This is a genomic window from Streptomyces sp. NPDC058534 (assembly GCF_042717365.1).
Lineage (GTDB): Bacteria > Actinomycetota > Actinomycetes > Streptomycetales > Streptomycetaceae > Streptomyces.
This window is the reverse complement of sequence record NZ_JBHXNW010000004.1, coordinates 196,826-205,900: the sequence shown is the minus strand read 5'-3', so window position 1 is coordinate 205,900 and position 9,075 is coordinate 196,826. Positions and strand designations below refer to the sequence as shown.

Here is a 9,075-nt window from a genome sequence, read left to right as displayed (position 1 = left end):
CACCCTGAGGTGCGGCTCGCCGTCCGCGGTCTGCGGGGCCTGCCGTCCGTGGCTTGGGCGTCTGCCGTCCGCGGTCTGCGGGGCCGGCCGTCGGTGGCTTGGGCGTCTGCCGTCCGCGTCTCGCGGGGGCTGCCGTCCGTGGCTTGGGCGGGTCCGCTGCCAGCGGTCTGCGGGGCCCGCGGCCTGCGGTCTTCTGTCCGCGATTGCGCGGTCGGCCGTCCACGGGGCCCGCCGTCCGCGCCTTGGGCGGCCTGCCGTCCATGGGCTGTACGGCCCGTCTTCCGCGAGGTGCGAGGCTCCAGCCGCGCCCGGCGGATCAAGCCACGGCCCGGCGGCGATGCCCGACCGACCCGCGTGCGCCGGCACGGTGGAGGACGGCGCCGGCGAGGGCGGTCGGCAACGCGGCGGACGTGGGAGAGGGCGAGCCCCCATCCCGCTGATCCGCCGGACAGGCTTACGCCGCCTTCGCCTTGCTCGCGTACATGTCCACGTACTCCTGGCCCGACAGCCGCATGACCTCGGTCATCACGGAGTCGGTCACGGCGCGCAGGACGTAGCGGTCGCGGTCCATGCCCTCGTAGCGGGAGAACTCCATCGCCTCGCCGAAGCGGACCGTCACCTTGCCCGGCCGGGGCAGGCCCGCGCCACCCGGCTGGAGCTTGTCGGTGCCGATGACGGCGAACGGGACGACGGGGGCGCCGGTCATCAGCGTCAGCCGCGCGATGCCGGTGCGGCCCCGGTAGAGGCGGCCGTCGGGGGAGCGGGTGCCCTCCGGGTAGATGCCGAAGACCTTGCCCTCGTCCAGGATGCGGCGCCCCGTCATGAGCGCCGCGACCCCGCCCCGCCCGCCGTCCCGGTCGACCGGGACCATGCCGACGCCGGTGAAGAACCAGGCCATCAGCCGGCCCTTGAAGCCCTTGCCGGTGACGTACTCGTCCTTGCCGATGAAGAAGACCTGCCGGTCGCAGTTGAGCGGCATGATCACCGAGTCGATGAAGGTGAGGTGATTGCCGGCCAGGATCACCGGACCGTCGCCCGGGATGTTCTCCACGCCCTCCACCCGTGGGCGGAACATCAGGCGCATGATCGGGCCGAGCACTGCCTTGATGAGCGCGAAGCGGGACAACGGGTCCTCCGGTGTCGGGGATGCGGTATGAGTCTGTGCAGGTGAGGACATTACTCGCGGCCCAGGGGGTCACGCACGTCGGGTCACCCGGGTCTTACACAGTGTTGACGTGCGTTCACCTGCGGTGCAGGGATTGTTGCGGGGGCCGCAACGCCCTCGCGAGAATGTGAGGCAGGTCGCGTCCACCGGGAAGGAACCGCGTGCCCATCCTCGCCACTCTCGCCGTACTCGGTGCTGTCATGGCCGCCGCCGTCACCGTCCTGATCCGCAGGGACCGGCGTCGTTGGTCCGGTAGCCCGGACACGGCCCGGATCGAAGCACACGCGACGCGCGGACTGCGCGAGGCGCGCCGCTGGAGCCGTGCCGCCGACCCCTCTTCCGTGGCCACGGGGCTCGTCGGGCACCGCCACGACGACCGCGGCCACTGACCGCGTACCCCGCCCGGCCGCCCCCAAGCCGACGGCCCGTCAGACCTCGGCACCCACCGCTCCCACCGGCCCCCCGGAGCCGACGCGCATCCCATACGACGCGCCCACACGACATCACCCCGCACCCGCGTGTTCCGGCCACGGTCTCCCACTCGTCATGTACGCGGCCCTACGATCGGCCCGCACCGACGTGGACGACAGGAGGCCCTGATGGGAACGCAGGAGTCGGACGAGCAGGCGGGCGGCACCGGACGGCGGGCGCTCCTCGGAGCCGCGGTGCTCGGCGCGGGCGGAGCCGTGTTCGGCCTGTCCGGCACGGCCAGAGCCGCCGGCACCGGGCACGGCGGGGGACACGGCGGCGGCGTGAAGGGCCTGCCCGTCCCGACCGTCATCGGCCACCGCGGCGCCAGCGGCTACCGCCCCGAGCACACCTTCGGCTCCTACGAACTGGCCCTGGACATGGGCGCCGACATCGTCGAGGCCGGCGACCTGGTCCCGACCAGGGACGGTCACCTCGTCTGCCGTCACGAGCCCGAGATCGGCGGCACCACCGACGTCGCCGACCACCCCGAGTTCGCCGACCGCGAGCGCACCAAGCTGCTCGACGGCGTCTCCACCACCGGCTGGTTCACCGAGGACTTCACGCTCGCCGAGCTGAAGACGCTCCGCGCGACCGAGCGCATCCCGGCCAACCGCCCGCACAACACCCTCTACGACGGCCGCTGGGAGATCCCCACCTTCGAAGAGGTGCTCCGCTGGCAGAACGAGCAGACCCGCAGGCGGGGCAGGCAGGTCTGGATCTACCCCGAACTCAAGCACCCCACCTACTTCCGCAAGCTGGGCCTGGGCACGGAGGAGCGCCTCGCGCGGCTGCTGCGCAAGTACGGCAAGGACCGGAAGAACTCGCCCGTCATCATCCAGTCCTTCGAACCCACCAGCATCCAGCGGATGAACAGGCTCGTCGGCAACCCCCTCGCCGTCCTGCTGTCCGGCGCGAACAGCCGCCCCTGGGACTTCGTCGAGACCGGCGACCCGCGCACCACGGCCGACCTCGTCACGCCGAAGGGCCTCAAGGAGATCGCCTCCTACGCGCAGGGCATCGGCCCCACGCTCGACCTGATCATCCCGAAGGACTCCGCGGGCCGGCTCACCGAACCGACGACCCTGGTCCGCGACGCGCACCGCGCGGGTCTGATCCTGCACCCCTACACCATGCGCAACGAGAACCCCTTCCTGCCCGCCGAGTTCCGCAAGGGCGGCGACCCCGACGCCTACGGCGACGTCTTCGGCGCGTTCCGCACGTACTTCGCCACCGGCATCGACGGCATCTTCACCGACAATCCGGACACCGGCGTGCTGGCCCGCGAGGACTTCGTCAACGACTGAGCGCCCGCCCCCGGTTGGGGTGAGCTTCGGCCGTCCGGGCAACCCGTCGCCCGGGCGGCCGCGTCGACGTGCATATGACGCACGACCTGGTCACCTCCCTGGGCCCCCTCCTCACCGCCGAGGCCTCGGCCGAGGCATATGCGTCCGGGGCCGAGCCCGGAGACCTCGAACAGGCGGTCTGGCTGCGCCTGCTGGAACGCGTGGAGGCCGACGGCCCGCCCTCCGACCCGCACCGCTGGCTGCGCCGCGCCGTCCGCACCGAGGCCCGCCGCACCCGCCGGACGGCCCGGCACGAGTGGCCGTACGAGACCGAACCCGCCGGTGCCGCCGAGCACGAGCCCGAGCAACTCGCCCTCGCCGCCGCCCGGCACCGCGCCCTGCGCGACGCCGTGCGCCGGCTGCCCGGCCGCTGCCCCCGGCTGATGGAGGCGCTGTTGTCGCCGAGAGACCTCACATACCGGGAGATCGCGGGGGAGTTGGGTATCTCACAGGGCAGCCTTGGCCCGGAACGTTCCCGATGTCTGGGATGTCTGCGCCGATTGTTGACGCCGGAGGTTGCGGCCCGCTGAGGACGGGGATAGGAGTGGGGGACCACAGGTGATCAGGTGAGCGGGAGGCATGCGCACATGGGCATGAGCGTGACCATCTCGGCGGCGACCGAAAAGGACGCCGAGCAGATCTTCCGGCTGCAGTACCTCTGCTTCCAGAGCGAGGCGGCGCTGTACGGCAACTACCGCATCGACCCGCTCGTCCAGACCCTGGACTCCGTGCGCGAGGAGGTCGGCGCCGACTGCGTCTACGTGGCGCGGCTCGGCGAGGAGGTCGTCGGCTCGGTGCGCGGCCGGGTGAGCGAGGACGGCGCCGCGGCCATCGGCAAGCTGTGCGTCCATCCCCGGCTCCAGGGACACGGCATCGGAGCCCGCCTGCTGCGGGCCGCCGAGGCCGCCCTCGCCGACGAGCGGGGCGCCAAGCGCTTCCGCCTGCACACCGGACACCGCAGCGAGAGCGGCCTGCGGCTGTACCGGCGCGTCGGCTACGAGACGGTGGGCACCGCCCAGGGCGCGGACGGCGTCCAGATGATCGTCCTGGAGAAGCCCGCCAAGGCCTACGCGACCACGGCCTGACGCACCGCCGGGACCGTACGGCGCTACGCGGTGCGGGCCCGGCGCAGCCAGTACAGGGCGGACAGCGGCAGCAGTACGGGAATGAAGAGGTAGCCCATCCCGTAGTCGGACCACACGGTCGCGTCGTGGAAGGCGGACGGCTCCACCATCGTCCAGGTGCCGACCGTCAGCACGCCCACCAGCTCCGCGGCGCAGCACACCACCGCCGCCCTGCGTGCCCTCTCGCCGCCGCGCACCAGCGTGTAGGTGATGAACCCGTACACGAGGCCCGCGAGGGCGGACAGTGTGTAGGGCAGCGGCGCCCGGTCGAACTCGGTCGCGATCTGGTACGCGGAGCGGGACAGGGCGCCGACCACCATCACGCCGTACAGCCACACCAGCAGGATCCCGGGCCCGCCGATCAGCCGCGCACCGGCCGGCTTCTCCTCCGTGGCCACCACGTCAGCCTCCCCAGATGTCATACAGCCGCACCTCCAGGACCGCGAGGACGACGCCGCCCGCGGCCACCGTCACCGAGCCCCAGCGGGTGCGCTCGGCCAGCGACATGAACCCCGCCGCCGGGACACAGGCGAAGGCGCCCAGCAGGTACGCCACGAAGATCGTCGTGCCCTGGTCCGGCTCCTCGCCCCGCGCCAGCCGCACGATCCCGACCACGAGCTGGACCAGCGCCAGCAACGAGACCACGGCCATGCCGATGAAGTGCCAGTCCTTGGTCGGCTGGTCACGGTAGGCCGCCCAGCCGCACCAGGCGGCGAGCAGCAGCGCGGCGACACCGGTCACCAGCGTCAGGGCGTCAAGCATGGCAGCGAGCCTATTACGGCCCAAAGGGCCCGCCGCCCCCGGCCCCGCCCGCGGCACCCGGCACCGACCCGGAGCGGACCCGTAGGGTCGGGGGGATGAAGATCCTCCCTCGAATCCGGGGGCCGCTGCTGGACGCGCTGGGCCGGTGAGTACGGGATCACCGCGGAGCGGTTCGCACGGGTCGAGCCGCACGGCCGGACCGCCGCGGAGACAGCCGCCGACCTGCTCCCCGCCGACGTGGTGCCGCGGGCCGTCGCACGGATCGAGCAACTGGAGGTCGAGGACGTGCCGAACGGCGGCGTACGACTGCTGCCCGGCACCCGGGACTTCCTCTACGCGCTCCCGGCCGACCGCTGGGCCGTGGTCACCTCCGCGACCCGGCGGCTCGCCGAGGCCCGGCTCGCAGCCGTCGAAATCCTCCCCAAGAACCTCGTCGCCGCCGACGACGTCACACACGGCAAGCCCGACCCCGAGCCCTACCTGCCACAGGGCCTGCCCGGCGGATCATGCCGCAGACGCGGGGTCTGGCACGCCCGTCTGCGGCGTTGTCGTCGGTTGTCAACTCCCCCACGCTCGGCTTCGCTCGCGCGGGGGGACCCCCATCGCGTTGCCGCCCTCCTCCGCCTTGCAGCCGGACGCACCAGACCCCGCTCACCGGCGCCGATGAGGTGCCGCGTTCTTCCTGCGACCTGATCCGCCGGACAGGCCCTCTGCGCCCGCGCCCTGGGCGTCGACCCGGCCGACTGCGTGGTCTTCGAGGACGCCCCCGCCGGTCTCCGGGCCGGCCGCGCCGCCGGGATGCGGACCGTGGCGTTGGCCACAACCCACGAGCCGGGCGAACTCGACGCCGACCTGGTGGTCACCGACCTGTCGGCCTTGTCCCCACTGGTCACCGACGCGGGCATCGAGATCGTCGTCCGGGGCTGATCCGCCCGCCCGCGACCACCCACCGTCCACCGCTGTCCACCATCCGGACAGCGCCGTCCGGTCACGAGCACACGTCTGCTTTACTGATCGCATGAGCACGACGAGCGACCGCACCCCTGCGACCGAGGCGACGATGACGCCCGGTGCTCGTTGTATGTGCCGAATCGCTCATCACACGTGTCGAATGTGCGCCTTCTAGAGGGCCCCTGCACCACCTGAGCCTCGCGCCCCGAAGCGAGCGCCGCTCATGACCGCCACCGCGCCCCGCGCTCGCGGCTGAGCCACGCCCCGCGCACACGTTTCTCCCCGGTCAACCGGGTCGCACCGCCACCGCGAGAACCGTGCCGCGTTCCGAAGGACCCCAAGCCCCCGAAGAACAACGCCCCGTGCCCGGCGCCCACCACCGCGCCGCGCACTCGACAGTGACGGAAACCCACGTGATCACCACATCGGGCCTCACGAAGGTCTATCGCTCACGCGGCCGCGAGGTCACCGCCCTGGACGGCGTCGACCTGCACGTCCGCGAGGGCGAGGTGTACGGCGTCATCGGCCAGTCCGGCGCCGGCAAGTCCTCGCTCATCCGCTGCGTCAACCTCCTGGAGCGGCCCACCGCCGGCACGGTCACCGTCGCCGGCCAGGACCTCACCGCGCTGGCCGGCCGCGGCCCCCGCGCGAGCCGCGAACTGCGGCAGGCGCGCAGTCGTATCGGCATGGTCTTCCAGCACTTCAACCTGCTCTCCGCGCGGACCGTGCGGGACAACGTCGAACTGCCGCTGGAGATCCTCGGCAAGTCAGGGAAGGAACGTTCCCGCAAGGCGCTGGAGCTGCTCGACCTCGTCGGCCTCGCCGACAAGGCGGGGGCCTACCCCGCCCAGCTCTCCGGCGGCCAGAAACAGCGCGTCGGCATCGCCCGCGCCCTGGCCGGCGACCCCAAGGTGCTGCTCTCCGACGAGGCCACCAGCGCCCTCGACCCGGACACCACCCGCTCCATCCTCCAGCTGCTGCGCGACCTGAACCGGCAGCTCGGCCTGACCGTCCTGCTCATCACCCACGAGATGGACGTCGTCAAGAGCATCTGCGACTCGGCCGCCCTGATGGAACGCGGCCGCATCGTCGAGTCCGGCACCGTCGGCGAACTCCTCGCCACCCCGGGCTCCGAACTGGCCGCCGCGCTCTTCCCGGTCGGCGGCGACGCCTCCGCGGACGACCGCACCGTCCTCGACATCACCTTCCACGGCGAGGCCGCCACCCAGCCGGTCATCTCCCAGCTCTCCCGCACCTACAACATCGACATATCGATCCTCGGCGCGGCCATCGACACCGTCGGCGGCCTCCAGGTCGGCCGGATGCGCATCGAACTGCCCGGCCGCTACGAGGACAACGTCGTGCCCGTCGGCTTCCTGCGCGAACAGGGCCTCCAGATCGACGTGGTGAACGCGACGAGCGAGGCGCCGTCCCCGCTGGTGAAGGAAGGTGCCAAGTGACCTGGTCCGAGATGCAGCCCCTGCTGGAGCAGGCCTCCTGGGAGACCCTGATCATGGTGGGCTGGTCCACCCTGATCGCCGTCGTCGCCGGACTCCCGCTCGGTGTCCTCCTCGTCCTCACCGACCGGGGCGGACTGCTCCAGAACGTCGTGGTCAACAAGGTCATCGGCCAGGTCGTGAACGTGGGCCGCTCGATGCCGTTCATCATCCTGATGGTCGCGCTGATGAGCTTCACCCGCTGGGTCACCGGCACCACCATCGGCAGCGAGGCCGCGATCGTGCCGCTCGCCATCGGCGGCATCCCGTTCTTCGCGCGGCTCGTCGAGACGGCGGTGCGCGAGGTCGACGGAGGGCTCGTGGAGGCCGTCCAGTCCATGGGCGGCAACACCTGGACCATCGTCCGCAAGGTCCTGGTCCCCGAGGCGCTCCCGTCGCTGATCGCCAGCACCACCACCACGATCATCGCGCTCATCGGCTACTCGGCCATGGCCGGCACCGTCGGCGGCGGCGGACTCGGCGACCTCGCCGTCCGCTACGGCTACCAGCGCTTCGAGACCGGGCTGATGTGGATCACCGTCGCGCTCCTCGCCGTCGCCATCTCCCTCATCCAGTTCGCCGGCGACTACGCGGCCCGCACCCTGCACCGCCGCGGGCGCGGCGGCGCCGCCCCCAGGCTCCGGCTGCTCAAGGCGAAGGAACCCGCCGCGGCCGACGTCAGCAAGGTCGCCTGACCGCACCCCCCAAAAAACTCCCCGTATAACCCGAGACGGGGTCGCACCACCTCAGGAAAGGCACTTTTCGTGCGTAACACCGCCAAGATCACCACCGCCGTCCTCGCCGCCGGAGCCCTCACCCTCGGCCTCTCCGCCTGCGGCTCGGACAAGGACTCCGCCTCCGACACCTCCGGCCCGCTGGTCGTCGCCGCGACGCCCGTCCCGCACGCCGAGATCCTCACCTACGTCAAGGACAACCTGGCGCAGAAGGAGGGCCTCGACCTGGAGGTCAAGGAGTTCACCGACTACGTCACGCCGAACACGGCGACGGAGGACGGCTCGGTGGGCGCCAACTACTTCCAGACCGAGCCCTACCTCGCGGACTTCAACAAGAAGAACGGCACGCACCTGAAGTCCGTCGCCTCGGTGCACCTGGAGCCGCTCGGCCTGTACTCCCACAAGGCCGACAAGACCGGCGACCTGAAGAACGGCGCGACCATCGCCCTGCCCAACGACACCGTCACCGAGGCCCGCGCGCTGCAGCTGCTCGCCTCGGAGGGCCTGATCACCCTCAAGGACGGCGCGGGCAACTCGGCCACCACCGCCGACATCACCAAGAACCCGAAGAACCTCGAGTTCAAGGAGCTGGAGGCGGCCCAGACCCCGCGCTCCCTCAACGACGTCGACGCCGCGGTCATCAACGGCAACTACGCCCTGGAGGCCGACCTCAAGCCGGCCAAGGACGCCCTCGTCCTGGAGTCCGCAAAGGACAACCCGAACGTCAACCTCCTCGTCGTCAAGGAGGGCCAGGAGGACGACCCGCGGGTCAAGAAGCTCGCGAAGCTCCTCACCTCGCCCGAGGTCAAGAAGTACATCGAGGACAACTTCGCCGGGTCCGTGCTCCCCTCCTTCTGATCCGTCTCTGATCCGATCCCGATCCGATCCGGATCCGAACAGCGCGTCCCGCGCCGGGGGGGCGCGGGCCGGGGGGGGGGGCGGCGGGGGGGGCGGGTGGGGGGGGTGGTTTTGTGCTGATTGAGGGGTGCGGCCGCCGCCAGGACGGCTCGAGCGCCATAGGGTGAGCGG

Annotated in this window: 10 protein-coding genes and 2 pseudogenes; 9 read left to right on the top strand and 3 right to left on the bottom strand. The window is 71.7% G+C overall.

The window, feature by feature from the left end:
• Positions 1–454: 454 nt before the first annotated feature.
• Positions 455–1,126 carry a lysophospholipid acyltransferase family protein gene (locus tag ACFWR9_RS03930; protein WP_383835032.1) on the bottom strand — a complete coding sequence of 224 codons (672 nt, stop codon included), beginning with the start codon at positions 1,124–1,126 and terminating at the stop codon, positions 455–457.
• Positions 1,127–1,326: 200 nt separating this feature from the next.
• On the opposite strand from ACFWR9_RS03930, the gene ACFWR9_RS03925 reads away from it, so the two are divergent.
• The 4 genes from ACFWR9_RS03925 to ACFWR9_RS03910 all read left to right on the top strand — a co-directional run bounded on the left by ACFWR9_RS03925 (position 1,327) and on the right by ACFWR9_RS03910 (position 4,064).
• On the top strand, positions 1,327–1,554 hold the full coding sequence (locus ACFWR9_RS03925; protein WP_383835030.1) for a hypothetical protein: 228 nt from the start codon (positions 1,327–1,329) through the stop codon (positions 1,552–1,554).
• 210 nt (positions 1,555–1,764) lie between these two features.
• Positions 1,765–2,940 carry a glycerophosphodiester phosphodiesterase gene (locus tag ACFWR9_RS03920; protein ID WP_383835028.1) on the top strand — a complete coding sequence of 392 codons (1,176 nt, stop codon included), beginning with the start codon at positions 1,765–1,767 and terminating at the stop codon, positions 2,938–2,940.
• A gap of 74 nt (positions 2,941–3,014) precedes the next feature.
• Complete coding sequence (locus ACFWR9_RS03915; RefSeq protein ID WP_383835025.1) at positions 3,015–3,509, top strand: RNA polymerase sigma factor; 495 nt, start codon at positions 3,015–3,017, stop codon at positions 3,507–3,509.
• Positions 3,510–3,566: 57 nt separating this feature from the next.
• Positions 3,567–4,064, top strand: a complete 498-nt coding sequence (locus ACFWR9_RS03910; RefSeq protein ID WP_383835057.1) for a GNAT family N-acetyltransferase — start codon at positions 3,567–3,569, stop codon at positions 4,062–4,064.
• Positions 4,065–4,087: 23 nt separating this feature from the next.
• Here ACFWR9_RS03910 and ACFWR9_RS03905 read toward each other — a convergent pair whose 3' ends face one another.
• Both ACFWR9_RS03905 and ACFWR9_RS03900 read right to left on the bottom strand, forming a co-directional pair.
• Positions 4,088–4,504 (bottom strand): hypothetical protein, encoded by a 417-nt coding sequence (locus ACFWR9_RS03905; RefSeq protein ID WP_383835054.1) that lies wholly within the window; start codon positions 4,502–4,504, stop codon positions 4,088–4,090.
• A gap of 1 nt (position 4,505) precedes the next feature.
• Complete coding sequence (locus ACFWR9_RS03900; protein ID WP_383835022.1) at positions 4,506–4,865, bottom strand: hypothetical protein; 360 nt, start codon at positions 4,863–4,865, stop codon at positions 4,506–4,508.
• A 102-nt stretch (positions 4,866–4,967) separates the two neighbouring features.
• Between ACFWR9_RS03900 and ACFWR9_RS03895 the strand changes: the two are divergent.
• The 5 genes and pseudogenes from ACFWR9_RS03895 to ACFWR9_RS03875 form a co-directional block, all read left to right on the top strand.
• Positions 4,968–5,348: pseudogene (locus ACFWR9_RS03895) on the top strand (HAD family hydrolase); the annotation flags it as partial.
• Positions 5,349–5,573: 225 nt separating this feature from the next.
• A pseudogene (locus tag ACFWR9_RS03890) lies at positions 5,574–5,792 on the top strand (HAD-IA family hydrolase); the annotation flags it as partial.
• 437 nt (positions 5,793–6,229) lie between these two features.
• Positions 6,230–7,276, top strand: a complete 1,047-nt coding sequence (locus ACFWR9_RS03885; protein WP_383835019.1) for a methionine ABC transporter ATP-binding protein — start codon at positions 6,230–6,232, stop codon at positions 7,274–7,276.
• Entirely contained in the window at positions 7,273–8,007 is a 735-nt protein-coding gene (locus ACFWR9_RS03880; protein ID WP_383835016.1) for a methionine ABC transporter permease, read from the top strand. The genes ACFWR9_RS03885 and ACFWR9_RS03880 overlap by 4 nt, the downstream gene beginning before the upstream one ends.
• A 69-nt stretch (positions 8,008–8,076) precedes the next feature.
• Entirely contained in the window at positions 8,077–8,904 is an 828-nt protein-coding gene (locus tag ACFWR9_RS03875; RefSeq protein WP_383835012.1) for a MetQ/NlpA family ABC transporter substrate-binding protein, read from the top strand.
• Positions 8,905–9,075: the final 171 nt, after the last annotated feature.

What these genes read in the sequence shown, in the direction of transcription:
- ACFWR9_RS03920 (WP_383835028.1), top strand. Translation starts at nt 1,765, where the DNA reads ATGGGAACGCAGGAGTCGGACGAGCAGGCGGGCGGCACCGGACGGCGG.
- ACFWR9_RS03915 (WP_383835025.1), top strand. Translation starts at nt 3,015, where the DNA reads ATGACGCACGACCTGGTCACCTCCCTGGGCCCCCTCCTCACCGCCGAG.
- ACFWR9_RS03910 (WP_383835057.1), top strand. Translation starts at nt 3,567, where the DNA reads ATGGGCATGAGCGTGACCATCTCGGCGGCGACCGAAAAGGACGCCGAG.
- ACFWR9_RS03900 (WP_383835022.1), bottom strand. Translation starts at nt 4,865, where the DNA reads ATGCTTGACGCCCTGACGCTGGTGACCGGTGTCGCCGCGCTGCTGCTC.